Annotated in this window: 22 protein-coding genes and 1 pseudogene; 5 read left to right on the top strand and 18 right to left on the bottom strand. The window is 58.8% G+C overall.

Annotated features, from left to right (window positions below; all coding sequences use genetic code 11):
• Positions 1-25 precede the first annotated feature (25 nt).
• Complete coding sequence (fabY, locus tag MHZ97_RS20330) at positions 26-973, top strand: fatty acid biosynthesis protein FabY (RefSeq protein WP_103797566.1); 948 nt, start codon at positions 26-28, stop codon at positions 971-973.
• A 36-nt stretch (positions 974-1009) separates the two neighbouring features.
• On the opposite strand, the gene MHZ97_RS20325 is transcribed toward fabY, so the two are convergent.
• The 7 genes from MHZ97_RS20325 to gmk form a co-directional block, all read right to left on the bottom strand.
• The gene (locus tag MHZ97_RS20325; RefSeq protein ID WP_239315551.1) at positions 1010-2689 is read right to left on the bottom strand and encodes an AsmA family protein; all 1680 of its coding nucleotides are present in this window, start codon (positions 2687-2689) and stop codon (positions 1010-1012) included.
• Positions 2690-2809: 120 nt separating this feature from the next.
• Entirely contained in the window at positions 2810-4195 is a 1386-nt protein-coding gene (locus MHZ97_RS20320) for an NCS2 family protein (protein WP_103797567.1), read from the bottom strand.
• A gap of 122 nt (positions 4196-4317) precedes the next feature.
• Positions 4318-6396, bottom strand: coding sequence for an ATP-dependent DNA helicase RecG (gene recG / locus MHZ97_RS20315; RefSeq protein ID WP_239315550.1), 2079 nt, complete (start codon positions 6394-6396; stop codon positions 4318-4320).
• Positions 6393-7091, bottom strand: coding sequence for a tRNA (guanosine(18)-2'-O)-methyltransferase TrmH (gene trmH / locus MHZ97_RS20310; protein ID WP_239315549.1), 699 nt, complete (start codon positions 7089-7091; stop codon positions 6393-6395). The genes recG and trmH overlap by 4 nt, the downstream gene beginning before the upstream one ends.
• Before the next feature lie 3 nt (positions 7092-7094).
• Positions 7095-9203: a bifunctional GTP diphosphokinase/guanosine-3',5'-bis pyrophosphate 3'-pyrophosphohydrolase gene (gene spoT / locus MHZ97_RS20305; RefSeq protein WP_103797570.1), complete on the bottom strand. Its 2109-nt coding sequence runs from the start codon at positions 9201-9203 to the stop codon at positions 7095-7097.
• Positions 9204-9223: 20 nt separating this feature from the next.
• Complete coding sequence (gene rpoZ / locus MHZ97_RS20300) at positions 9224-9499, bottom strand: DNA-directed RNA polymerase subunit omega (RefSeq protein WP_013511051.1); 276 nt, start codon at positions 9497-9499, stop codon at positions 9224-9226.
• A 54-nt stretch (positions 9500-9553) separates the two neighbouring features.
• Positions 9554-10177, bottom strand: coding sequence for a guanylate kinase (gene gmk / locus MHZ97_RS20295; RefSeq protein ID WP_103797571.1), 624 nt, complete (start codon positions 10175-10177; stop codon positions 9554-9556).
• A 242-nt stretch (positions 10178-10419) separates the two neighbouring features.
• Here gmk and ligB point away from each other — a divergent pair.
• Positions 10420-12163: pseudogene (gene ligB, locus MHZ97_RS20290) on the top strand (NAD-dependent DNA ligase LigB); the annotation flags it as partial.
• On the opposite strand, the gene MHZ97_RS20285 reads toward ligB, so the two are convergent.
• From MHZ97_RS20285 to MHZ97_RS20255, 7 genes are all read right to left on the bottom strand, one after another.
• Entirely contained in the window at positions 12104-12721 is a 618-nt protein-coding gene (locus tag MHZ97_RS20285) for a trimeric intracellular cation channel family protein (RefSeq protein WP_103797572.1), read from the bottom strand. The pseudogene ligB and the gene MHZ97_RS20285 sit on opposite strands and share 60 nt — an antisense overlap.
• A 382-nt stretch (positions 12722-13103) precedes the next feature.
• Positions 13104-13748, bottom strand: coding sequence for an oligosaccharide flippase family protein (locus tag MHZ97_RS20280; protein ID WP_103797573.1), 645 nt, complete (start codon positions 13746-13748; stop codon positions 13104-13106).
• Between the two features lie 71 nt (positions 13749-13819).
• Positions 13820-14086, bottom strand: coding sequence for a hypothetical protein (locus MHZ97_RS20275; RefSeq protein WP_103797574.1), 267 nt, complete (start codon positions 14084-14086; stop codon positions 13820-13822).
• Between the two features lie 434 nt (positions 14087-14520).
• Positions 14521-14916, bottom strand: a complete 396-nt coding sequence (locus tag MHZ97_RS20270) for a polyketide cyclase (protein WP_103797575.1) — start codon at positions 14914-14916, stop codon at positions 14521-14523.
• A 118-nt stretch (positions 14917-15034) separates the two neighbouring features.
• On the bottom strand, positions 15035-16171 hold the full coding sequence (locus tag MHZ97_RS20265) for an alanine racemase (protein ID WP_239315548.1): 1137 nt from the start codon (positions 16169-16171) through the stop codon (positions 15035-15037).
• A 111-nt stretch (positions 16172-16282) separates the two neighbouring features.
• Complete coding sequence (lpxP, locus tag MHZ97_RS20260; RefSeq protein WP_103797577.1) at positions 16283-17206, bottom strand: kdo(2)-lipid IV(A) palmitoleoyltransferase; 924 nt, start codon at positions 17204-17206, stop codon at positions 16283-16285.
• 384 nt (positions 17207-17590) lie between these two features.
• The gene (locus tag MHZ97_RS20255; RefSeq protein ID WP_033754290.1) at positions 17591-18454 is read right to left on the bottom strand and encodes a YicC/YloC family endoribonuclease; all 864 of its coding nucleotides are present in this window, start codon (positions 18452-18454) and stop codon (positions 17591-17593) included.
• A gap of 158 nt (positions 18455-18612) precedes the next feature.
• Here MHZ97_RS20255 and MHZ97_RS20250 point away from each other — a divergent pair, with 158 nt between their 5' ends.
• Complete coding sequence (locus MHZ97_RS20250) at positions 18613-19044, top strand: DUF3574 domain-containing protein (RefSeq protein ID WP_103797578.1); 432 nt, start codon at positions 18613-18615, stop codon at positions 19042-19044.
• Positions 19045-19078: 34 nt separating this feature from the next.
• Here MHZ97_RS20250 and MHZ97_RS20245 read toward each other — a convergent pair whose 3' ends face one another.
• Positions 19079-20263: a NupC/NupG family nucleoside CNT transporter gene (locus tag MHZ97_RS20245; RefSeq protein WP_239315547.1), complete on the bottom strand. Its 1185-nt coding sequence runs from the start codon at positions 20261-20263 to the stop codon at positions 19079-19081.
• Between the two features lie 146 nt (positions 20264-20409).
• Between MHZ97_RS20245 and rph the strand changes: the two genes are divergently transcribed.
• Complete coding sequence (rph, locus tag MHZ97_RS20240) at positions 20410-21126, top strand: ribonuclease PH (RefSeq protein ID WP_103797580.1); 717 nt, start codon at positions 20410-20412, stop codon at positions 21124-21126.
• A 49-nt stretch (positions 21127-21175) separates the two neighbouring features.
• Positions 21176-21817, top strand: coding sequence for an orotate phosphoribosyltransferase (gene pyrE, locus MHZ97_RS20235; protein ID WP_033754300.1), 642 nt, complete (start codon positions 21176-21178; stop codon positions 21815-21817).
• Positions 21818-21871: 54 nt separating this feature from the next.
• On the opposite strand, the gene slmA is transcribed toward pyrE, so the two are convergent.
• The 3 genes from slmA to MHZ97_RS20220 form a co-directional block, all read right to left on the bottom strand.
• Complete coding sequence (gene slmA, locus MHZ97_RS20230; protein WP_048782857.1) at positions 21872-22468, bottom strand: nucleoid occlusion factor SlmA; 597 nt, start codon at positions 22466-22468, stop codon at positions 21872-21874.
• Positions 22469-22578: 110 nt separating this feature from the next.
• Positions 22579-23037 carry a dUTP diphosphatase gene (dut, locus tag MHZ97_RS20225; protein WP_146053880.1) on the bottom strand — a complete coding sequence of 153 codons (459 nt, stop codon included), beginning with the start codon at positions 23035-23037 and terminating at the stop codon, positions 22579-22581.
• A partial coding sequence (locus MHZ97_RS20220; protein WP_304624494.1) for a phosphopantothenoylcysteine decarboxylase occupies positions 23006-23526 on the bottom strand: 521 nt, incomplete at its 5' end. The genes dut and MHZ97_RS20220, both read right to left, overlap by 32 nt.

The raw sequence follows: 23526 nt of genomic DNA, 5'->3' as shown, positions 1-23526 counted from the left end.
AAGCTCTGAACGAGAGAACCACTTTATGTATCATCTTCGGGTACCGCAAACTGCGGAAGAGCTGGATATGTACTACCAGTTCCGCTGGGAAATGCTACGCAAGCCGCTGCGCCAGCCGCAGGGCTCGGAGCGGGACGGCTGGGACGCGCTGGCGCATCATCAGATGGTGGTGGACGAGCATGGCCAGCCGGTGGCCGCCGGACGTCTCTATATCAACGCCGACAATGAAGCGTCGATTCGCTTCCTCGCCGTCCATCCGTCGGTTCAGGGCAAAGGGCTGGGCACGCTGGTGGCGATGACGCTGGAATCGGTGGCGCGGCAGGAGGGCGTGAAGCGCGTGACCTGCGCCGCGCGCGAAGACGCGGTCGAGTTCTTCGCCAAGCTGGGCTATCTCAATCAGGGAGAGATCACCGCGCCGCAGACTACGCCGGTGCGCCACTTCCTGATGATTAAGCCGGTGGTCACGCTGGACGATATTCTGCACCGCGCCGACTGGTGCGGGCAGCTGCAGCAGGCCTGGTATGACAATATCCCGCTCAGCGAGAAGATGGGCGTGCGCATTTTGCAGTTTACCGGGCAGAAATTTATCACCACCATGCCGGAAACCGGCAACCAGAACCCGCACCACACGCTGTTCGCTGGCAGCCTCTTCTCGCTGGCGACGCTCACCGGCTGGGGATTGATCTGGCTGCTGCTGCGCGAGCGCCACCTTGGCGGCACCATCATTCTCGCGGACGCCCATATTCGCTACAGCAAACCGATCGCCGGACGTCCGGGTGCAATTGCCGATATCGGCTCGATGAGCGGCGATCTGGATCGGCTGGCGCGTGGCCGAAAAGCGCGCGTGCGTCTTGAGGTCGAGCTGTTTGGGAATGAAGAGCCGGGGGCGGTGTTTGAAGGGGTCTATATCGTACTGCCTGCCGATCCCGACGAACCGCTGGAAGAGGGCGGTTCCGGCGCGCGCATCAACTAAACCCTCAGGGCCGAATCATCGGCCCTGAGAGGTTCTTTATTTCACTTCGCCCGCCTGCATCTGCTGCTGAACCTGCTGCGTATCGGTGCGCAGCGAGAGCGAGCCGTTCGCCGAGGCGCTCAGCGGCGTGCCCGCCTTCAGCGAAGCGTTGAGCTGAAGCTGGAAATTGCTGGGACCGCTCGCCGGCAGCGCAGGCCAGCCCCAGTTTTGCAGCACGCTGGCAGGCACCGCCTGGCCTTTCAGCGTCAGCGCCACCGGGCGATCCGGCTGCTGGCCGACGCTGGCCGATCCCTCCAGAAGCCCGTTGCCGCTAAAGGCGCTCATCTCCGTGATCTGAATCTGCCGATCGTCGGCGATAAGCGACAGCGACGGGTGACGCAGGTCGGCGCGGTTAAAGGTTGCTTCGGCGGCATTAAGGCTCAGCTTGCCTGACCAGATCCCCCACTGATGCTGACGCGCCAGCAGCAGATTTTCGCCGCTGCCCTCCAGCGAGGTCATCTGAAACGGAAACGCCGGATTGATATCGATAATCAGGTTGCGGCTGGAGGTGAAGCGGCGCACTTCCAGCGAGTCGAGCCAGCCCGGCAGCGCCGCCTGCCAGCGATCGCGCCAGCTCTCCGGCAGGGTATATTCCAGTCCGGCGACCGCCAGATTGTTCAGCGTCAGACGCTTGTCGCTGCGGCTCCAGCTGCCGTCAGCGCGGATCACGCCGTTGACCCAGCGTGAGCTGAACTGGGTAAGCGCGATGCCCTGCGGCGACAGATCGAGATTGAGGATCGGATCGTTAAGCTCGAAGCGGCCGTTGATAAAGTTGCTGGCGTTCAGCGACAGGGAACCGTCGTCGCTGCGCCAGTCGTCCCCCTGCCACGTAAGGTTTTTCAGCGTCAGATCGAGATCGGTGACCGCCCAGTCTGGACCCTGAAGGCGCGCGTCGGTCATATCGAGGCGGTTAATGGTGACGGAAGGCAGCGCCTGAATCGGGCGCAGAAAATCCGCCAGGCTCTGGGCGGTTTGCAGGCGAATATCGTTGAGGCGAAGCTGGCGGATCAGCCAGTTGCCCTGGGCGTCGCGCTCGGCGCTGCCGGTCATTGAACCGCGCGCCAGATCGGCACCGACGTTGCTGAACAGCATACGGCCCTTCGTGACGCTGCCCTGAATCAGCACGTTAGCGCCTGACACCTTGTTGAGCGTCATAGTGCCGGCGCTCATCTGAAACTGCGCGTCGCTGCCGAGCATGCTCTTCGCCGTAGGGATCCACGGCATAATGCCGCCGTTTACCTGCTGGGCCGCCAGCGGCAGCGGCGTCTCTGGACTGTCGATGCGCATATTGTTCAGCTGCAGGCGTCGCGCCTGGAAAGGCAGGGCGTTGCCAGGCGTCAGGTTCGCCAGGTTCACCACGCCGTCGCGCAGCTCGATGCTGCTGAAATTCAGCGGGTCGCTGAACTGCAGCAGGGCGAGCCCGAGATCGACGCGCTTCGCCACCACCGCGGCCGGCTGGCCGTCGTGGCCAAAGCTGAAGTTGTCGAGAATGATGTGCGAAGGCGAGGAGAAGTTATGCTCTATCTTGCTGAGGGAGAGATGCCAGGCGGTTTTATCGCTAACGTAGCGGCTGAACCAGCCTGCGCCCCATTGCGTCTGCAACAGAACGTAGATCACCACCAGGCTCAGCACCAGCAGCAACAGTACCGTAAGAAAAAATTTTCCAAGAAATTTCATTGTATCCATCCCGCCATCTTTCCGGTCAGTGCTTGTTATGCCTGAATTACCGTTGTAGCTCAACAGCCTGGATGTAAATACGAATAAATAGCAGAGGCGGGCCGCAGCCCGCCGGAGAGGTTACTTTTCCTGAGGGAAGATCAGGTTGAGCACGATGGCGGTGATGCCGCCAGCGGCAATGCCGGAAGAGAGCAGGGTCTTCAGCCAGTCAGGCGCGAACTGCAGGATCAGCGGCTGCTGCGATACGCCCAGCCCGACCGCCAGCGACAGGGCGATAATCATAATCGCGCGGCGGTTCAGCGGCTCGCGCGACACGATGCGCACGCCGGACGCGGCAATGGTGCCGAACATCACGATGGTCGCGCCGCCCAGCACCGGTTCCGGAATATGCTGCACGAAACCGCTTACCGCCGGAAACAGACCCAGCACGATCAGCATCAGCGCCACCACAAAGCCGACGTAGCGGCTGGCAACGCCGGTCAGCTGGATCACGCCGTTGTTCTGGCCGAAGCAGGAGTTGGGAAAGGTATTGAACAGCGCGGAGACAAAGGAGTTCAGCCCGTTCGCCAGCACGCCGCCTTTCAGGCGCTGCATATAGAGCGGGCCGCTGACCGGCTGCTCTGACACGTCCGAGGTGGCGGTAATATCGCCGATCGTCTCCAGTGACGTGACCATAAACACCAGCATCAGCGGAAGCAGCAGGTTCCAGTCAAAGCCCAGGCCGTAGTAGAGCGGCGTCGGCACCGCCATCAGCGGCTGGCTGGTCGACGCGACGGTTTGCGGCAGCATATCCATCAGCCAGGCGGCGAGATAGCCGATCGCCATGGCGATAACCAGCGACGCGACGCGCAGCCAGGGGTTGCGCTGGCGGTTGAGCACAATAATCACCGCCAGCACCAGGCCCGCCAGCAGCAGGTTCTTCGGCGCGCCGAAGCTGTGATCGTTCATCGCCGCGAAGCCGCCGCCAATGGAGGTCAGCCCGACCTGAATCAGCGACAGGCCGATAATCATCACCACGATGCCAGAGACCAGCGGCGTAATAATGCGGCGCGCCAGGTGAAGCACGCGCGACAGCAGCATCTCGGTACAGGAGGCGACCATCAGGGTGCCGAACAGCGCCGCCATCATGGTTGGCACGTCGGCGCCGCCGTTTTTCAGCGCCATGCCGCCCATAATCAGGGGGGTAACGAAGTTGAAGCTGGTGCCCTGAATCGACAGCAGGCCTGAGCCAACCGGACCCCAGGTTTTGATTTGCAGCACGGAGGCGACGCCGGAGGCGAACAGCGACATGCTGATAATGTGCTGCGTATCCTGCGCAGGCAGGCCCAGCGCCTGACAAATCAGCAGCGCGGGCGTGATCACCGCCACGAACATCGCCAGCAGATGCTGACCGGCAGCAAACAGCGTTTGCGGCAGCGGCGGGCGATCGTCAAGGCGGTAAATCAGCTCGCTCTGGCGCGGCGTTGTCGGTTGATGAAGTGTGGCGTCTGGTTGATTAACGGACATAAAGTGGCTTCCCAATCTGCGAAGAGGGGGATTTTAAACCGCTGCGGGCTGAAAGCAATCGTTTGCCAGCCTTTTGTTGCGCGTGCGCAGGCAAAAGCGCTGCCGGGGCAAACAGAGGAGGATTAAACGTTGGTATAGCGCGCGGTTTCCGGCAGCCAGCGCTCAATCAGCGCCTGTGCCTGTTCAGGGTAGTGATGGTGGATATGGCGCGCCACGCGCTGCACTTCCGGCACCATCGCCTGATCGCGCAGCAGATCCGCGACCTTGAATTCAGCGTTGCCGGTCTGGCGCGTGCCGAGCAGTTCGCCAGGACCGCGGATCTCCAGATCGTGCTGGGCGATGACGAAGCCGTCGTTGCTGTCGCGCAGCACCTGCAAACGACGCTGCGCGGTTTTGCTCAGCGGCGCTTTATAGAGCAGCACGCAGTGCGATGCCACCGCGCCGCGCCCGACGCGCCCGCGCAGCTGATGCAGCTGCGCCAGGCCCAGGCGTTCCGGGTTTTCAATAATCATCAGGCTGGCGTTAGGCACGTCGACGCCGACTTCAATCACCGTGGTCGCCACCAGCAGCTGCATCTCATTGGCCTTAAAGGCCGCCATCACCGCCTGTTTTTCCGCAGGCTTCATGCGGCCGTGTACCAGACCGATATTCAGGTCGGGCAGCGCGACTTTCAGCGCTTCCCAGCTCGCTTCCGCAGCCTGCGCCTCCAGCAGATCGGACTCTTCGATCAGCGTACAGACCCAGTAAGCCTGGCGACCTTCCTGGCAGGCGTGACGCACGCGCGCGATAATGTCGTCGCGGCGGCTGTCGGGGATTGCAACGGTGGTAACCGGCGTACGGCCTGGCGGCAGTTCGTCGATGGTCGAGGTGTCGAGATCGGCGTAGGCGGTCATCGCCAGGGTACGTGGAATCGGCGTGGCGGTCATAATCAGCTGATGCGGATGAAAGCCCTGCTCTTCGCCTTTCTCCCACAGCGCCAGCCGCTGATGCACGCCGAAACGATGCTGCTCATCAATAATCACCAGCGCCAGGCCGTTGAACTGCACCTGCTCCTGGAACAGCGCATGGGTGCCGACCACCATCGCCACCTGGCCGCTGGCAATCGCCTCCTGCTGCGCCTGACGCGCTTTGCCTTTCTGCTTGCCAGCCAGCCAGCCGACCTCGATGCCGAGCGGCGCGAACCAGCTGCGGAAGTTATTCGCGTGCTGCTCTGCCAGCAGTTCGGTGGGCGCCATCAGCGCTACCTGCTTGCCGTGCGCAATAACGTCAAGCGCCGCCAGCGCCGCAACCAGGGTTTTACCGGAGCCGACGTCGCCCTGCACCAGGCGCATCATCGGAAAATCGTTGGCCAGATCGCGCTCAATCTCCTGTACCACGCGTTTTTGCGCGTTAGTCGGGGAGAAGGGCAGCGCCGCCAGCAGTTTGTCGCTCAGGGTGTGGCGCGGCGTCATCGGCAGCGCGTAATAGCGCTGCGCCCCGGCGCGCACCGCCAGCATGCTGAGGTTGTGCGCCAGCAGCTCTTCGAGGATCAGGCGACGCTGCGCCGGATGACGGCCGTGCTCCAGCTCGCTCAGGCGCAGGTCCGGCGGCGGGCGATGTAGCGTGCGCAGCGCTTCCGGCAGGCTAATCAGCCCCTGCGCCAGCTCCTGCGGCAGCAGCTCCGCGATCGGCACGCTCTCCAGCAGCGTCAGCGCCTGATCGGTAAGGCTGCGCAGCGTGGCCTGACGAATGCCTTCGGTGGTGGGATAGACCGGCGTCAGGGTCTCTTCCAGCGTGACCGGGCTCTGCTCGCCCTGAACGCGATATTCAGGATGAATAATTTCCGCGCCGCGCTGGCCGCGCTTGATCTCGCCGTAGGCGGTCACGCGACGGCCTGGCGCCAGGCTGTTCTTCATTCCGGCATTGAAGTTGAAGAAACGCATGGTCAGCACGCCGCTGCCGTCGCTGATCTGACACACCAGCATGCGGCGTCTGCCAAAGGAGATGTCGGACTGCAAGACTTCGCCCTCTACCGTCGCCCAGATGCCGGGCAGCAGATCGTTGATAGCGTAGAGCTGGGTGCGGTCTTCGTAGCGTAGCGGGAGGTGGAGCAGCAGATCCTGAATGGTATGCAGGCCGAGCTTAGCCAGCTTCGCCGCCTGACTGGCGCCGACGCCGGTCAGGGTACTGAGCGGAATGGCATCCAGCAGGCGGCCTTTCATTTCTTTTTCCCCGCGGCCTGCATACTGGCCCACCAGTCGGCGTCAGCTTCCACTTCGCCCAGGGCGTTGATATGCGGATAGGGCAGGCCTTTCTGCTTTGCCACGCGCGCCAGTACCGGATAGCCGCCTTCGAACAGCAGTCGCTGCTGCTCCTCTTCATCCAGCAGGCTGTGCTGACGCTGGTACATTCCCGCATTCTGCCGCTGGCGCTGCGCTTCATACAGGATCAGCGCGGAGGCCACGGAAACGTTGAGCGACTGCACCATACCGACCATCGGGATAATAATATCGCGGTCGGCCAGCGCCAGCGCTTCGGCGGTGATGCCGGTTTTTTCCTGGCCCATCAGAATGCAGGTCGGGCGCGTGTAGTCTATTTCGCGGAAATCGACCGCTCTGGCCGACAGGTTGGTCGCCAGCACCTGCATGCCGCGATCTTTCAGGTGGGTAACCGCCTGGGCGATATTGCGATGCGTTTTGACCTTTACCCAGCTGTTGCTGCCGGCGGAAGCGGAGACCATAGTGCGCATCCGCTCGCTGGGCCAGACGGCATGTACTTCATGAATGCCCACCGCATCCGCCGTGCGGATCACCGCCGATACGTTGTGCGGCTTGTGTACCTGTTCCATACAGACGGTGAGGTCGTGCTGGCGCAGCGCCAGCATCTCCTGAATACGAGCAAAGCGTTGGGCATTCATGCGCTAATTACGGTTACGGTGGACTTTGATCACGTCCGGCATTACGCGGATTTTGCGCATAATGTTCGCCAGATGGACGCGATCGCGCGCGGTCAGGCGGATAAAGGCGCTGTAAACGCGGCCGTCGCGCTCTTCGGTATTGAGACTCTGGATATTCGAGCCTGCGGTATTGATCGCCGCCGTCAGGTTCGCCAGCGCGCCCTGATGGTTAAACATGTCGACCTTTATTTCCGCCACGAACTCCTGATCGGTGACCTTATCCCACTCCACCGGCATGAATTTTTCCGGCTCTTTCTGGTAGCCGCGAATATTGCGACAGGATTCGTGATGCACCACCAGCCCCTTGCCAGGGCTGACATGGGCCACGACAGGATCGCCGGGAATGGGGCGGCAGCACTTGGCGAAGGTGATAAGGACGCCGTCCGCGCCTTTGATCGGCAGCTTGCCGCGTTTGCTGCTGCTCGGCGGCGTGGCGCTGGTTGACTGCAGCAGGTTCTTCGCCACCACTACGCTCATGGCGTTGCCGAGGCCAATCTCCGCCAGCAGGTCGTCCAGCGACGTCAGCTTCATGCGATCCAGCTCTTGCTTGATATTCTCGGGCGGGATCTCCGCCAGCTTGCGGCTGCCGCCGAGCGCGTGGCTCAGCAGACGACGGCCGAGATTAACGGAGTCTTCGCGCTTGAGGTTTTTCAGCAGCTGACGAATTTTGGCGCGCGCTTTGGAGCTGACGACAAAGTTGAGCCAGGCGGCGTTGGGACGTGCGCCCGGCGCCGTGATAATTTCTACGGTCTGCCCGCTGGTGAGCGGCTGCGACAGCGGATAGGGCTGGCGATCGACGCGCGCGCCGACGCAGGCGTGACCAATATCCGTATGTACCGCATAGGCGAAGTCCACCGGCGTTGCGCCAGCCGGCAGTTCAACGATGCGGCCTTCCGGCGTAAAGACATAGATCTCATCAGGGAAGAGATCGGATTTTACGCTCTCAATAAATTCAAAAGAGCTGCCCGCGCTCTGCTGCAGCTCCAGCAGGCTTTGCAGCCAGCGCTGGGCGCGGATCTGCGCGGTCGTGCCGCTTTCGCCCGCCTGTTTATAAGCCCAGTGCGCGGCGACCCCCATCTCTGCCATCTGATCCATATCTTCGGTACGGATCTGCACCTCAACCGGCACGCCGTGCGGTCCGATCATGGAGGTGTGCAGCGACTGATAGCCGTTGGCTTTGGGGATAGCGATATAATCTTTCATACGGCCTGGACGCGGTTTGTACAGGCTGTGCATCTGACCGAGCACGCGATAGCAGGTGTCCACATCCTTCACGATCACGCGGAAAGCGTAGATATCCATGATGGAGTGAAAGCGCTGCTCTTTCAGCGTCATTTTGCGGTAGATAGAGTAGAGATGTTTTTCACGGCCGCTGACGCGACAGGGAATACCCGCTTCCTGCAGACGCCCGTCGATTTCGGACAGGATCTTCTGAATCATCTCTTTGCGGTTGCCGCGCGCCGCTTTCACCACCTCTTTAATCACGCGATAGCGATTCGGGTAGAGCGCCTCAAAGCCCAGCTCTTCCAGCTCGGTTTTCAGGTGATGGATACCCAGGCGATGCGCCAGCGGACTGTAGATCTCCAGGGTTTCCAGCGCGATGCGGCGTCGCTTGTCCGGACGCAGCGCGCCCAGCGTGCGCATATTGTGCGTGCGGTCGGCCAGCTTGATGAGGATGACGCGGATATCCTGCACCATCGCCATGATCATCTTGCGGAAGTTCTCTGCCTGCGCCTCTTTCTTGTCGCGGAAGGTGAGCTTATCCAGCTTCGATACCCCTTCCACCAGCTCAGCCACGCTTTTGCCGAACAGCTGCTCCATATCCTGATAGGTGGCCGGCGTGTCTTCAATCACGTCGTGCAGCAGCGCGGCCATCAGCGTTTCATGGTCGAGCTTCATCTCCGCCAGGATGCAGGCGACGGCAACAGGATGGGTAATGTAGGGCTCGCCGCTGGAGCGTGTCTGTCCCTCGTGAGCATCACGTGCGACAAGATACGCTTGCTGGAGGCGCTTGATTTGCTCCTCCGGCAGGTATTTTTCAATCAGCTGATTGAGGCTTTCAAACAGATACAAGGTTGGCCTGCAGGTTGCTGTTAACGACGACCTTCAGCGATAGCGGTAACGGCCTGTAATTCAGCGGCTTCCTGCTCTTGCTGTTCCTGACGATCGCGCACGTCAAGGATCTGGTTAGTGATCAGGCCTTCTTCGATTTCGCGCAGGGCGATAACGGTGGCTTTATCGTTCTCTTCCGGAACCAGCGGATCTTTGCCGCCTACCTGCATCTGACGTGCACGACGTGCAGCGACCAACACCAGGTCAAAACGGTTACCAATTTTTTCTACTGCGTCCTGAACGGTTACGCGTGCCATAGGTGTGCTACTCCACAGATGAAGAAATGACTGGGCATAATACTGAAACTGACTTCAGACTGCCAATAGTTTGCTGATTAAAGCATCGTGGCGCGCCTTCTGGCGCCCCATGCGCAGGCGTTCAGCGCGGATGATGGTCTTCAGATCTGACAGCGCCAGATCGAAATCATCATTGATAATTAAATAGTCGTATTCGGCGTAGTGGCTCATCTCGGAGACCGCCTGCGCCATGCGGCGGGCAATCACCTCTTCGCTGTCCTGGCCGCGACCGCGCAGGCGGCGATCCAGCTCATCCTGCGAAGGCGGCAGCACAAAGATGCTGCGCGCGGCGGGCATTTTCGCACGGATCTGCTGCGCGCCCTGCCAGTCGATATCGAGGAACACATCGACGCCGGTCGAGAGCACCTGCTCAATCGCCTTACGCGACGTACCGTAGTAGTTGTCGAAGACCTTTGCATGCTCGAGGAAGGCGTCTTCCGCGATCATCGCTTCAAATTCATCTTTCGAGACGAAGTAATAGTGTTCGCCATGGACTTCGCCAGGACGCATGCCGCGGGTGGTATGAGAAACAGACACCTGCGTATCGTACAGCGGTTGTGTCTTCAGTAACGCCTGAATCAGGCTGGATTTACCCGCGCCGCTGGGGGCGGAAACAATAAAAAGCGTGCCTTGAGCCATGGTCTTCTTGAATTGAGTAAAGAGCGGAGTCGATTTCCTGCACAGTATACACGGCTTAAGGCCGTCACGCAGCGTTTGCGCATGACGCTGCGCTAAATCTTTTGCGGCGCGGCGCGTAAAACCGCGCTTATCAGCCTGCAAAAGGCGCCTTTTTCTGCCTGCGCCGTTCCGTTCTCTCTCTTTGACTCTCGCTCTGCAGCTGCCGTGCCGCTTCAATAGGCGAAACCTTGAGGAGGCATATGATGAAAACGAGGTTACGCCAGCTGCTGTGCCTGCTGCTACTGGCTGCCGGTTCGACGCAGGCGCTTTGCCCGGCATGGACGCCTGCGCGCGCCGGAGATGAAATCGACCGCCTGCAGCATCAGCTGCAGCGCTGGGACGACGCCTACTATCGCGACGGCAAAAGCCTGGTCAGCGATGCGGACTACGACACGCTGCTGCAGCGGTTGAAAAGCTGGCAGCGCTGCTTTGCGCCCGCCCGGCCCGTTTATGCGTCTCAGCTGCCTGCCAGCGGAAAAGCCGCGCATCCGGTCGCGCATACCGGCGTCAAAAAATTACGCGATAAGCTGGCGCTGGCTTACTGGATGCAGGATCGGCGGGATTTATGGGTGCAGCCGAAAATCGACGGCGTCGCGGTAACGCTGGTTTACGAGGCGGGAAAGCTGGCGGCGCTCACGAGCCGCGGTGATGGCCTGCACGGCGAGTCCTGGCTCTCGAAAGCGGCCTGGATTCCCGCTATTCCGCTGAAGATTGAGAGCGATGCGCCGCGGGTGGTGTTGCAGGGTGAACTCTTTCTGAAGATGACCGATCATCAGCAGTCACGCGACGGCGGCAAAAACGCCCGGGCGCGGGTGGCGGGCGCGCTGATGAGTCAGACGCCAGGCCCGCTGCTGACCGATATCGGTCTGTTTATCTGGGCGTGGCCGGATGGGCCGGCCACAATGACGGAGCGTTTGCGACAGCTTGCCGCCTGGGGACTAACGCTGGCGCAAACGTGGAGCCAGCCCGTACGCGACGAGGAGGAGGTCGCGGGCTGGCGCGATCGCTGGTTCAACGCGCCGCTTCCCTTCGCAACTGACGGCGTGGTGGTGCATCAGGGGATGCGTCCCGCCGGAAAAAGCTGGATGCCAGGGGAAGGCGACTGGGCGGTCGCGTGGAAATTTCAGCCGCCGGACGTTACCAGCGAAGTGCGGTCAGTGGACTTTACAATCGGCCGCACCGGCAATATCACCGTGGTACTCACTCTTCAGCCGGTGGCTCTCGACGACAAAATCGTCCGTCGGGTAAACATCGGCTCGCTGCGGCGCTGGCGCTCATGGGACGTTATCGCAGGCGATCAGGTGGCCATTAGCCTGGCGGGCCAGGGCATCCCGCGTCTTGAAAGAGTGATATGGCGAGTCGCCAGACGCGACTACCCGCAGCCGCCGGATGCGGAAAGCTTTACGCCACTCAGCTGCCTGAGCGTTACGCCCCGCTGCCGCCAGCAGCTGCTGGCGCGTCTGAGCTGGCTGAGTCAGAAATCGGTGCTGAATATTGCCGGCGTGCAGCACAGCACCTGGCTGCGGTTGCTGGAGAACCGCGCCATGTCGCATCTCTTCTCCTGGCTGACGCTGACGCCAGAGCAAATCGCCCAGAGCTCAGGCATCAGCCCGACGCGCGCACAGCAGCTCTGGCACCGGTTCAACCTGACGCGCCAGCAGCCGCTGCGGCGCTGGATCGGCGCGCTAGGCATTCCGCTTCCCCGGCGCGCGCTAAACGCTTTGCCGGATATGACATGGGATGAGGTGCAGCAGCGCGACGTGCAGCAGTGGCAGGCGCTGCCGGGCGTCGGCGCGATCCTGGCGCAGCGCATTCACGCGATGCTGCAGGACGCGCGCGTGCAAAAGCTGATCGCCTTTCTGCGACAGCAGGGTATCCCGGACGAGGTCAGTGTTCCGGGTGGGGATAGTTGAAAACGGGCAGGCCGAGCCGAAAGCGCAGCGCCAGCAGGCGCGCCAGAAAACCGAACAGCAGGGTAATAATCACCACCGCCTCATGCGCCAGCGAGGTTTTCAGCAGCAGGATATAGATCCAGCCGGAGGCGAAGGCGATGCCGGCATAGAGCTCTTTCTGAAACACCAGCGGAATACGGTTACAGAACATATCGCGCAGCACGCCGCCAAATACGCCGGTGATCACCGCGGCGATAGCGGCAATAATCATCGCATGGCCGCTGTCCAGCGCCACCTGCGCGCCGATAATTGAGAAGACCACCAGGCCCAGCGCATCCAGCACCAGAAAAACTTTGCGCAGGTGGTTCATTAGTGGCGCAAGCCAGGTAGTAAGCACGGCGGCGGCGGCAACAATCATGATGTATTCCGGATGCTTCACCCAGCCGAGCGGGTAGTGACCCAGTAAAATATCCCGCACCGATCCGCCGCCAATCGCCGTTACCGAAGCGATGATAATGACGCCGAACAGATCCATTTTGCGTCGTCCGGCGGCCAGCGCGCCGGTCATGGCTTCCGCCGTAATGCCGATAATATAGAGGACGGTTAATAACATAGCGGGCTCCAGAGGGTGGGCGGCAAGGCTACGGGGTGAGTTTAATGTCAGCAACCGAAATGGCTCAGGCGATCGCTCCACATCAGTTTAACTTATGGCGGCCTGCGGAAAAACGCTGATGTAGCAGCAAAGGGAACGCACCGCTGCGGCAAAATGATAAGAAAAGCGAATTGCTATAACAGCAGGTGATGAAAGCAAGAGTGATGTAAAGCCAGAAGGGAGAGGATAAAAGGCGCGGTTTAGCTGGTCAGGCCTGTTTGCGGCAGAAATAAAAAATTAGCCCAGATAAGTCGGCTGGATAAAAAAGAAAAAAGCGTGCTGTCGCCAGCACGCGAACGCATCTTATCAGATGCCCAGAGCCCACCATACAGACTTATTTTTATTATGCGATTCTTGCGCGAATGCGGCTGTAATCTTTGAGATTAAAACGATATTCCGGCTGAAAGCTCGCGCGGCCGTAATAGCAGTAGATCAGCATACGTACGGAGGCCATTGCCAGATAACCCCAGATGGCACACAGCACCGACGGCGTCAGCCAGACGGTAAATAAGGTCACGCCAAGTCCAAAAAGCACCGACAGCGTTTCAGTAAAGGCGATGCGGGTATATTGTTTTTCGCGCTGTAAAATGGCGCGATAATGCTGTCCCTGCGGAATAATAATAAAAACAACAGAGGCCATTTCCAGCATAATAGCCAGTTCAGGCTGCTGCAGATAGTTGCCAATTAAGTCGCTGCCGGTAAAGAGCACGGCGAAAATAACCAGGCTCAGCAGCATATTTCCCCAGTAAAGCATCGACTGCTCGCGCACTGACAGGGTGCCACTGCGGATCAGCGCATTTGAAAAGCTGCGGTCAGCCAGCGTATCGATGACCAGCAGCCCGATAATGGCGATTGCCAGCAGGTTTAGCTCGTTAGCCTGCAGAATTTGCGCCAGTAAAGAGAGCTGAAGTACCCCTATGCCGATGATTTTAATTGATGAAAGAATCGACCACTTTGCGCCAGAAAAGCTTCGTTCACGTATCGCCATGATATGCTCGTTAGGTACAGGTACCGAGTAAAGTGTGACGCATGAAATAGCAGGCTATTTCACACCAGTAATTAATGCCATTCGCCTGCGCGAAGTCCAGACGCAGTACGCCAGGCCTCACCTGTTATTATTGATTCAATGCGATGGATTTCTGAAACGTAAATAATTTCCCCGTTATTATTATTATCCCGGGACAGGGCCGTCTTTTCTGTGGTTAACAGAAAAGCGGCCAGGTCCTGGGCAAATCCTTTTATATTTTTATATTCTCCAGCCAGCATCCTGCCGGCGATCTCAACAAGTTCATCTTCTGACAGCAGAGCCATAGTTGAGCAGTCCATTTTTTATTTCCTGGTGTTGTTATTTTAAGTGTTGCTGTGTGTGTGGCTAATTTATACCTCGTTTTTTTTAAATTCACACCATAAGAAAACTCCGATAACGCCGCTGCAGAAATAAATGGTTTCACTCTTTGCATGAAATTTTTTTAACTTCCGTTCTAAAGGTTTATTAATCGTTGTGCAGTAAAAAGCGCAAACCGTGGGGATAAAAAATGCGCAGGCGCTGAGAATGCATGTATTTCAGGCGTTACAGCGAAGCGGTAGCGCCCGCTGTCCAGGAATTTTCCCGGATAACGGGCTTTAACGAATCTGTTGTGAATGAGGAAAGTTGCTTATGAAAAACGGAAAAGCGCTTATGCGTTTTTATCAAACTTTTTTCACTTTTCTGAGCCGAAAGGCCCAGCCATGACTAAAGATCGGCGGCTTCTTCGCCGTTTTTACCGGGTAAGCAGGTTATTAAGGCGGGCAAGATCGCTTCTTACCCATTCAATATCCTGAGAAAATTTTTCGTCAGACATAAGCGGCTGGCGATAAACCACCATGACAACTTCAGCGCCCTGTTCATTCGCCACCACGCGCATCGGCATATAAATCTCTTTACCAAAGCCGCTGTCAATCCAGTGATCCATCACGCCGAACGGATTATGCGGCGTAAAGCGGAGCTTTACTGAACCTTCAGGCCCGCGGGCGCGCCAGTAACCGTTCTCCTGCTCCAGCGTGCTGCTGCTCAGCCCGGAGGCCCATCTGGCGAAATATTCCGGCTTCCAGATGGTTTCATATAAATCTAACCAGTTACGCGCAATGGTCTGACTGACAATCTGAGACAACAGCATGCTACCTCCGGAACCGGGTGAAAAAGGCATTAAAGCATGTCGGATGCAGCGGGAGAATCACGCGCAGCCAGAAGTGTGGCGCAGACGGGATTTCATCCGGCTGGGCTGCCGGGAGTCGTCAGAGAAAACGGCCGCGCGCCTCAATCGGCTGGATCTCTGCGCGGCCATCGGCGTGACGCAGCACATAGCTGTCTGACTGCGCCATAACCGCGCAGCTGTGATTGGGATAAATACGCAGCAGGGCGCCGACGCGGGGCGCGCTATCCTGCCAGACGATAAACCCATGCTCTTCCGATAGCTTGCTGACCTCATAGCAGACGCCGTTTTCATCGACGGCAACGCCGAAGCCGCTGGCATTGGTGCCGTGCGGTCCCTTGTCCGAGCTCAGCATTTTGGATCCGGCATCGATAATGGCGAAATGGCGATTTACCGCCACCACGCGGACGATCACGCTCAGTGCCAGCTCGTCAACGCGGCTCAGGCCGAGACGGCAGGCGGTCAGATCGAGCAGGGCATAATTCCCCGGCCGGATCTCATCGGTCCCCTCGGCCACCGGCGCGGCGAGCGCGGTGGGCGTCGCGCCGACGGAGACAGGGCAGTTGGCAAAACCAGCAGCGCGCAGCTGCTCTTGCACATGCTGCATCAGCCGCGCCTCCTGCAGAGCGATCTCCGCAATGGCGTCACGATCCCCCGCGCCGTAGGCGTGCCCGGCGTGCGACACCAGACCAGCGAAGCGCAGTCGCGCCGCCTGGATAGCCTGTGCCACCCTTAGCGCGTCGTCGCGCTGCGGATCGACGCCAATGCGATGCAGCCCGACATCAACCTTGATCGCGACGCCAGCATCGGCATCAGGCTGCTGGCGCAGCGCTTCGGCAATAGCGGCTACGCCGTGCGGCGCATCGGCAATCAGCGTAACCTTCGCCTGATGCTGCGCCGCCAGCCTCAGCAGCGGCGCGATGCTTTCAGCGCGAATCACCGGGTAAGCCAGCAGGATGTCGCGCTCGCCGCCGCGAATAAAGACTTCGCCTTCGCTCGGTTTGGAAACGGTGATGCCGCATGCGCCCAGCGAACGCTGGCGGCGGGCGATATAGAGGCTTTTATGGGTTTTGATATGGGGACGCAGCGTAACGCCCGCGCGGCTGGCCTTCTCCTGCATCGACTGCAGATTGGTTTCCAGCCTTTGGGCGTCAATTTCAATATAGGGCGTCAGGCGATCGTCAGGCAGAGGACGTTGCCAGCGTTGATTCATATCCATACGAGGTTCCTGCACAAACAGACAGAACCCCATCATTCAGCAATCTGCGGCGGGATGCCAGCCGCAGATAGCGAAAACCGCATCATGAGGGTTGTCATGATGCGGAGTCAGTTAAACGTAGAGCGAGGCTTCACCTGGCGGGCGGGTTTTGAAGCGGCGATGCAGCCACAGATACTGCTCCGGGGCACGCAGAATCTGGCTTTCGATGACCTTATTCATATAGGCGGCGGCGGCAGCTTCATCGGTGTGCGGGTAGTTTTCCAGCTCGGGATCGATAATCAGCTGATAACCGTAGTTATCGGGGTTGCGGATCAGCGAGATGGTCAGCATTGCCGGATTTGCCAGGCGCGACAGAACGAAGGTGCCGTTGGTGGTCGCGGCTTTCTCAACCGCGAACAGCGGCGCAAAGACGCTGCCTTTCGGGCCGTAATCCTGATCCGGCGCAAACCACACCGATTCACCTTTCTTCAGCGCGTGAACCATACCGCGCAGATCGCGCCGATCGATCATCGCTTTGTTGGAGCGCATACGGCCTTTGGTCTGCGCCCACTCCATCGCCCGGTTGTTGTGCGGGCGATACATCGCCATCATCGGCTGACACAAACCGCTGATGCGGCCGCCCAACTCCAGCGACATAAAGTGTACGCCGATAACCATTACGCCGCGCTTCTGCTCCATGGCAGAGTGCAGATGGTGCAGACCCGTCACGTCGAACAGTTTTCTTACCGCGCGATCGGACCAGAACCATGCGATGCCGGTTTCCAGCAGCGCCATACCCAGCGAAGCGAAGTTGCCGGCGATCATGCGTTCCAGGTCATGTTCAGCAATGCCGGGAAAGCAAAGCTCAATATTGCGTCGGGTAATGCGTTCCCGCCGCTTGAGGAAATGGCGAGAAAGCGTGCCGGCATTGGCGCCGAGACGCATCAGAAGAGGATAAGGGAGCTGAACCAGCAGCCACAGGATGCCCAGACCAAACCAGGTTAACCAGTAACGCGGATGCAGCATTGAACGGCAGAAAGCTCCGGTCTTTTTCATAGCGCACCTTTATGTGATGAGTGTATGTATCGCATAAAGAAGCACTTCCATAAGTTCCCCAGGCGCTACAGCTTGTAGTCATTCGGACCGGCACATTAGCAAAAAGTGCCGCGAAAGAAAGTGAAACTGCGGAATCATATAGAGATAAATGTTTCATTGAGCGGGTGATTATCGTGGAGAGCAGTAACCGGCTGGATAAAATCGATAGAGCAAACAAAAGGTTGGGATAGAGGAAAAGCGGTAGACCAGAAAGGGCATATTCACATTCAGAGTGGTCTGGAAATGAAAGTTTATGTTTATTTACGCAGAATTTACGCAGGGGAGCGGGAAACCTGGCTAAAAGCTCGCCCGTAGGCGAGCGCTTGTTACAGCAGGCGTCGCAGGTTATTCGATATTCTGAATCTGCTCGCGCATCTGCTCGATCAACACCTTCAGTTCAATCGCCGATGCGGTGACGTCTGCGTTGATTGACTTCGACCCCAGCGTATTCGACTCGCGGTTGAACTCCTGCATCATAAAGTCGAGGCGGCGGCCGACGGCCTCTTTTTTGCCCAGAATGTTATAGGTCTCTTTAACATGCGCTTCGAGACGATCCAGCTCTTCCGCAACGTCGATGCGCTGCGCCATCATCACCAGTTCCTGTTCGAGACGGTTGTTTTCCAGCTGCACTTCCGCCTCTTCCAGCTTCGCCACCAGACGCTCGCGCTGCCATTTCAAAATCTCAGGCATCTGGGCGCGTACTTTCGCCACTTCCTGCTTCACGCCCTCAAGACGCTGTTCAATCATCCCTTTCAGCGCGGCGCCTTCGCTTTCGCGCGCCACGATAAAGTCATCCAGCGCGCCGTCCAGCGCGCTCAGCAGCTGGGCGTTAATCGCGTCGAGATCCTGTTCCTGCGCCGACATCACGCCAGGCCAGCGCAGAATATCCATTGGATTAATGGCGCCTTCGTCGCTCTGCATCTTCACCCAGTTGGCGGCCTGCACCAGCTGCTTCGCCAGGGTTTCGTTCAGCATCAGTTCGCCCTGCGCGCCCGGATCGGCGTCGAAACGCAGGTTGCACTCAATTTTGCCGCGCGTCAGACGCTGACGAATGCGTTCGCGGATAACCGGCTCCAGGCTGCGAAACTGCTCCGGCAGACGGATATAGGTTTCAAGATAACGCTGGTTAACGGAGCGGAGTTCCCAGGCGGCGCTGCCCCAGGTGCCTTTGGCTTCGCGGCGGGCGTAAGCGGTCATACTGCGGATCATAATCGGCTACTCTTTGTCAGAAATTATGCAGCAAGTATAGCGACACCCGCCGCGCGCTAACAGGCATAAGCGCAGGTGGGTGCGAATAACGAAACATTTCCGCTTTTGCGGACAGACACTTATAGTGGCCGCTGACCGTTTTAATAAGGATTCTGCCGATGTTCCGCTCTGTAGCCCTTTCCGTGGCGCTGGCCGCGCTGCTGGCTGGTTGCCAGGCACCGCGCTCGCCCGCGCCGCCGACCAAACCGATTGCCGTGTGCGCTGGCGGCGAAATGATGATGCAGACCACGCTGTGGTTCGGCCTCAGCAAACCGCAGGGCGGAATGGTGAGCCGCTACGACTGGCAGCAGTTCCTCGATAAAGAGGTCACGCCGCGCTTCAAGGCGGGACTCAGCGTTTACGACGCCAGCGGGCAGTGGCTGGAGAAAAGCGGTAAGCTGGCGCGCGAGCCGAGCAAGGCGCTGATGCTTATTCACGGCGTGGAGAATGGCGTAAACGACGATATCGAAGCGCTGCGCACCCTTTATAAGCAGCGCTTTGGCCAGGAGTCGGTGATGCGCGTCGACGCGCCGGTGTGTGTGGGCTTCTGAGTAAAACGGCGGCTGGAAGGCCGCCGTACAACCCTTAAATAAAGAGGCCGGCGAAAGCTGCCGACAACAGGCTCACCAGCGTGGAGCCGTAGACCAGCTTCCAGCCGAACCGCGAAACCACGTTGCCCTGCTGCTCGTTCAGTCCCTTGATTGCGCCAGCAACGATGCCAATTGAGGCGACGTTGGCGAACGACACCAGAAATACCGAAAGAATGCCCAGCCCGCGCGGCGTCATGCCGGCCGCCACCTTCTGCAGCTCAATCATCGCCACGAACTCATTCGCCACCAGCTTGGTCGCCATAATGCTGGCGGCCTGCAGCGCATCGGCGGCGGGAATACCAATCAGCCAGGCGAAGGGATAAAAGAGATAGCCGAGGATCTGCTGAAAGCTGTAGCCGAACAGCGCGCTGAACAGCGCATTCACTGCAGCAATCAACGCGATAAAGCCGATCAGCATCGCCAGGATAATCATCGCGACCTTAAAGCCCGCCAGAATGTACTCGCCGAGCATCTCGAAAAAGCTCTGCTCTTCGTGCAGCTTGTCGAGCTGGATGGCCTGTTCATCCTGCGCTTTGCCGGGATTGATAATCGAAAGAATAATAAAGGTGCTGAACATATTGAGCAGCAGCGCCGCGACCACATATTTCGGCTCGATCATCGTCATATAGGCGCCGACGATAGAGAGCGACACGGTGGACATCGCCGTCGCGGCCATGGTGTAGAGGCGCATCGGCGGGATATCGCCGAGGATGCCTTTATAGGCGATAAAGTTCTCGGACTGGCCGAGGATCAGCGTGCTGACGGCGTTGAACGACTCGAGCTTGCCCATGCCGTTCACTTTCGAGAGCAGCGTGCCCACCAGCCGAATCAGCAGCGGCAGGATGCGCCAGTGCTGCAGAATGCCGATAAGCGCCGAGATAAACACGATGGGGCAGAGCACGCCGAGAAAGATAAAGGCCAGTCCTTGCTTGCTCATATTGCCAAAGACGAAGTCGGTGCCCTGTGCGGCGAAGGTTAGCAGCTTCTCAAAAAAGCCGCTAAAGGCGCCGACCGCCGCCTGTCCGCTGACGGAGTGCAGGAAAAACCAGCCCAGCGCGGCTTCTACTACCATCAGCTGCACGATATAACGCAGGCGTATCTGTTTGCGGTCATGACTGACCAGCAGCGCAAGGGCAAAAATCACCGCCAGCGCCAGCATGAAATGAAGAATTGAGGTCATACTTTTTATTTTTCAGTGAGTGAGGAAGGCGCATTTAGCCACAGACCGCGCGGAAATTCATCTGCCGCTGCGTCATCCCGTCAGCAAGACAGGGGACGAGGAAGTCCGTATAATGCGCAGCCAATTCATTTCAGCCGGAGATTACCATGCGTCCAGCAGGCCGAAGCGCACAGCAGGTGCGTCCCGTCACCCTGACCCGAAACTACACCAAACATGCCGAGGGCTCAGTATTGGTGGAGTTCGGCGAAACCAAAGTGCTCTGCACGGCTACCGTGGAAGAGAGTGTCCCGCGTTTCCTGAAAGGCCAGGGACAAGGATGGGTAACCGCCGAATATGGCATGCTGCCGCGCTCTACCCATAGCCGCATGGCGCGCGAAGCGGCCAAAGGCAAACAGGGCGGACGCACGCTGGAAATTCAGCGTCTGATTGCCCGTTCGCTGCGCGCGGCGGTCGATCTCAAAGCGCTGGGCGAATTCACCATCACGCTGGACTGCGATGTGATTCAGGCTGACGGCGGCACGCGTACCGCGTCGATTACCGGTGCCTGCGTGGCGCTGGCCGATGCGCTGAACAAGCTGGTGGCGGACGGCAAGCTGAAAGCTAACCCGATGAAAGGCATGGTGGCGGCGATCTCCGTTGGCATCGTCGATGGCGAAGCGCGCTGCGATCTGGAATATGTGGAAGACTCCGCCGCTGAAACCGACATGAATGTGGTTATGCTGGAAGATGGCCGCATGATCGAAGTGCAGGGCACGGCGGAAGGCGAGCCGTTCAGCCATGAGGAGTTGCTGTCGCTGCTCGCACTGGCGCGCGGCGGCATTGAAGAACTGATTCAGGCGCAGAAAGCGGCGCTGAACAACTGATTTACCAGGCGACCAGAGAGTCGCCTTTTTTTTGCGAGAGGAGTGAGAAATGAAAGCCTGGCAGCGTCAGTTTATTGAATTCGCCCTTAACAAGCAGGTGCTGAAGTTCGGCGAATTTACCCTGAAGTCTGGCCGTAAAAGCCCCTATTTTTTCAATGCCGGCCTGTTTAACAGCGGTCGCGATCTGGCACTGCTGGGCCGTTTCTATGCGCAGGCGTTAGTCGACGGCGGCGTGGATTTCGATCTGCTGTTTGGGCCTGCCTATAAAGGCATTCCTATCGCCACCACCACCGCCGTGGCGCTGGCCGATCACCATGACCGCGACGTGCCTTACTGCTTTAACCGCAAAGAGGCGAAGGACCATGGCGAAGGGGGTCTGCTGGTGGGCAGCCCGCTGGCGGGACGCGTAATGCTGGTGGATGATGTGATCACCGCCGGCACGGCGATCCGCGAGTCGATGGATATTATCAATGCGCATAACGCCACGCTGGCGGGCGTGCTGATTTCACTCGATCGGCAGGAGCGCGGACGCGGCGATATTTCAGCGATTCAGGAGGTGGAGCGTGACTATAAATGTCAGGTGACCGCCATCATTACCCTGAAGGATCTGATTAGCTACCTGGAAGAGAAGCCGGAAATGGCGGACCATCTGGCGAAAGTACGCGCCTATCAGAAAGAGTACGGTATTTAACGCCGATAGCTTCCCTTTCCCGCTCGGGAAAGGGAAGCCAGCCCGGTACGCAGCCTACACCAGCTGCGCGGCCAGCAGCGGCCAGCGGATATCGAAGTCGGCGGTCGGCCGAAAACGGAATTCCGAGCGCACGTAGCGCGACAGAATGCCCTCGCAAAAGGCCAGCAGCTGGCTTGCCAGCAGCGCCTCATCTGTCTCAAAGCCTTCACCTTCACGCATTCTGCGTTCGCGCATCACCTGACGCAGCTGTACTTCAATACGTTCAAACAGCTGATTGATACGTCCCTGCAGGCGATCCTGCTCAAACATCAGCGCGTGGCCGGTCAGAATACGGGTCAGCCCGGGATTACGCTCACCAAAGCCCAGAATCAGCTGCACGATAAGACGCAGGCGCGCCATCGTCTCTTTTTCATCTTTCAGGATCAGATTGATGCGGGTAATCAGACTGTCTTCAATAAACTCAATCAGGCTGTCGAACATGCGCGTTTTGCTGGGAAAGTGGCGATAGAGCGCCGCTTCAGAAACGCCGACGTTTGCCGCCAGCTTGGCGGTGGTAATACGCTGGCTTCCGTCACTCGACTCCAGCATTTGTGCCAACGCCTGCAAAATTTCTTCGCGACGGTTCCGTTTGGCGAGTTTTTTTTCTGCCATGACCTTAAAAACCCCTGAAATTCACCTTAAACAGGCACATCTTCCTGTCAGCCCTAAGCGCGCGCTTAAGGCTGATAAGAAATAAACAGATGGTTAAGCAAAAATGGGCGTTACTGGCGGCCTGAATGGCCGAAACCGCCTTCTCCACGGGCACTGGCGTCGAAATCTTCCACCAAGTTGAACTCTGCCTGAACGACCGGTACAAAAACCAGCTGGGCAAGACGATCCCCAGGCTGCAGCGTGAAGCTCTGCTGACCGCGGTTCCAGACCGATACCATTAGCTGGCCCTGATAATCGGAGTCGATCAGACCCACCAGGTTGCCCAGCACGATGCCGTGCTTATGACCCAGGCCGGAGCGCGGCAGGATAACCGCCGCCAGGCCGGGATCGCCAATGTGAATCGCCAGGCCAGTTGGCACCAGCGTGGTCATGCCTGGTGCGATCTCCAGCGCGCTATCCAGGCAGGCGCGTAGATCGAGCCCGGCGGAACCAGAGGTCGCGTAGGCAGGCAGCGGAAACTCCGCGCCCACGCGCGCATCAAGAATCTTTACGTCGATTTTTTTCATCATAAAGGCGGACAATCTCGTCTAATAAATGTTGGCCAAGGAGCGTCTTATCGCTGAGCGGTAAGCGTTTTTCTCCTTCCTGCCAAAAAAGGTGAAGCGCGTTGGTATCGCTATTAAATCCCTGTCCGGCTTTCGCCACGTCGTTGGCGCAGATCAGGTCCAGATTTTTTCTTACCCGTTTTTGTCGTGCGTATTCTTCCACATTCTGGGTTTCAGCGGCAAATCCAACCACGTAAGGGCGGTTCTGCTGCATCGCGGCGACGCCCGCCACGATATCGGGGTTTTTTATCAGCTGGATAGTGACGGCATCATCTCCGCTGCCCTGTTTTTTCATCTTTTCCGCCGCGACGGTGGCGGCGCGATAGTCCGCCACGGCGGCGCTGGCGATAAAAATATGCTGCTTCGCCGCCTCTGCCATCACGGCGGCCAGGCGTATCGACGTCACCTCCGCGCTGGAGATGGAGGCCGCCGTGATGGCAGAGGCGGCGAAGC

The organism is Pantoea sp. ACRSC (assembly GCF_022346785.1).
GTDB classification, from domain to species: domain Bacteria; phylum Pseudomonadota; class Gammaproteobacteria; order Enterobacterales; family Enterobacteriaceae; genus Pantoea; species Pantoea alvi.
The sequence above is the reverse complement of the archived record's forward strand: the minus strand, read 5'-3'. Positions and strand labels throughout refer to the sequence as shown.

What these genes read in the sequence shown, in the direction of transcription:
- fabY (WP_103797566.1), top strand. Translation starts at nt 26, where the DNA reads ATGTATCATCTTCGGGTACCGCAAACTGCGGAAGAGCTGGATATGTAC.
- MHZ97_RS20325 (WP_239315551.1), bottom strand. Translation starts at nt 2,689, where the DNA reads ATGAAATTTCTTGGAAAATTTTTTCTTACGGTACTGTTGCTGCTGGTG.
- MHZ97_RS20320 (WP_103797567.1), bottom strand. Translation starts at nt 4,195, where the DNA reads ATGTCCGTTAATCAACCAGACGCCACACTTCATCAACCGACAACGCCG.
- recG (WP_239315550.1), bottom strand. Translation starts at nt 6,396, where the DNA reads ATGAAAGGCCGCCTGCTGGATGCCATTCCGCTCAGTACCCTGACCGGC.
- trmH (WP_239315549.1), bottom strand. Translation starts at nt 7,091, where the DNA reads ATGAATGCCCAACGCTTTGCTCGTATTCAGGAGATGCTGGCGCTGCGC.
- rpoZ (WP_013511051.1), bottom strand. Translation starts at nt 9,499, where the DNA reads ATGGCACGCGTAACCGTTCAGGACGCAGTAGAAAAAATTGGTAACCGT.
- gmk (WP_103797571.1), bottom strand. Translation starts at nt 10,177, where the DNA reads ATGGCTCAAGGCACGCTTTTTATTGTTTCCGCCCCCAGCGGCGCGGGT.
- MHZ97_RS20285 (WP_103797572.1), bottom strand. Translation starts at nt 12,721, where the DNA reads ATGTTATTAACCGTCCTCTATATTATCGGCATTACGGCGGAAGCCATG.
- MHZ97_RS20280 (WP_103797573.1), bottom strand. Translation starts at nt 13,748, where the DNA reads ATGGCGATACGTGAACGAAGCTTTTCTGGCGCAAAGTGGTCGATTCTT.
- MHZ97_RS20275 (WP_103797574.1), bottom strand. Translation starts at nt 14,086, where the DNA reads ATGGACTGCTCAACTATGGCTCTGCTGTCAGAAGATGAACTTGTTGAG.
- MHZ97_RS20270 (WP_103797575.1), bottom strand. Translation starts at nt 14,916, where the DNA reads ATGCTGTTGTCTCAGATTGTCAGTCAGACCATTGCGCGTAACTGGTTA.
- MHZ97_RS20265 (WP_239315548.1), bottom strand. Translation starts at nt 16,171, where the DNA reads ATGGATATGAATCAACGCTGGCAACGTCCTCTGCCTGACGATCGCCTG.
- lpxP (WP_103797577.1), bottom strand. Translation starts at nt 17,206, where the DNA reads ATGAAAAAGACCGGAGCTTTCTGCCGTTCAATGCTGCATCCGCGTTAC.
- MHZ97_RS20255 (WP_033754290.1), bottom strand. Translation starts at nt 18,454, where the DNA reads ATGATCCGCAGTATGACCGCTTACGCCCGCCGCGAAGCCAAAGGCACC.
- MHZ97_RS20250 (WP_103797578.1), top strand. Translation starts at nt 18,613, where the DNA reads ATGTTCCGCTCTGTAGCCCTTTCCGTGGCGCTGGCCGCGCTGCTGGCT.
- MHZ97_RS20245 (WP_239315547.1), bottom strand. Translation starts at nt 20,263, where the DNA reads ATGACCTCAATTCTTCATTTCATGCTGGCGCTGGCGGTGATTTTTGCC.
- rph (WP_103797580.1), top strand. Translation starts at nt 20,410, where the DNA reads ATGCGTCCAGCAGGCCGAAGCGCACAGCAGGTGCGTCCCGTCACCCTG.
- pyrE (WP_033754300.1), top strand. Translation starts at nt 21,176, where the DNA reads ATGAAAGCCTGGCAGCGTCAGTTTATTGAATTCGCCCTTAACAAGCAG.
- slmA (WP_048782857.1), bottom strand. Translation starts at nt 22,468, where the DNA reads ATGGCAGAAAAAAAACTCGCCAAACGGAACCGTCGCGAAGAAATTTTG.
- dut (WP_146053880.1), bottom strand. Translation starts at nt 23,037, where the DNA reads ATGATGAAAAAAATCGACGTAAAGATTCTTGATGCGCGCGTGGGCGCG.